Origin of the sequence: Methylobacterium sp. E-025 (assembly GCF_022829705.1) — a bacterium.
Classification (GTDB): Bacteria; Pseudomonadota; Alphaproteobacteria; order Rhizobiales; family Beijerinckiaceae; genus Methylobacterium.
Map to the genome: position 1 here is coordinate 1 of NZ_JAKSYR010000104.1, position 207 is coordinate 207.

Annotated in this window: 1 tRNA gene; it reads left to right on the plus strand. The window is 63.3% G+C overall.

Annotation, left to right across the window (positions count from 1 at the left end):
- Window positions 1-62 precede the first annotated feature (62 nt).
- A tRNA-Met gene (locus MKK64_RS14390) sits at window positions 63-139 on the plus strand.
- The last annotated feature ends 68 nt before the right edge of the window (window positions 140-207 follow it).

A 207-nucleotide genomic window follows, 5' to 3' on the forward strand; every position in this document is an offset into this window, starting at 1 on the left:
CAGTCCCTCACCACGATCGCCGAACGTGCCGGTCCACACACCAGGACCAGCACGCACCCTGGCGCGGGGTGGAGCAGCCCGGTAGCTCGTCAGGCTCATAACCTGAAGGTCACAGGTTCAAATCCTGTCCCCGCAACCAAACACACCACATACACCTCACAAAACCGCAAACAGCCGGCCCGCGCACCACGCAGGCCGGCTGTTTGC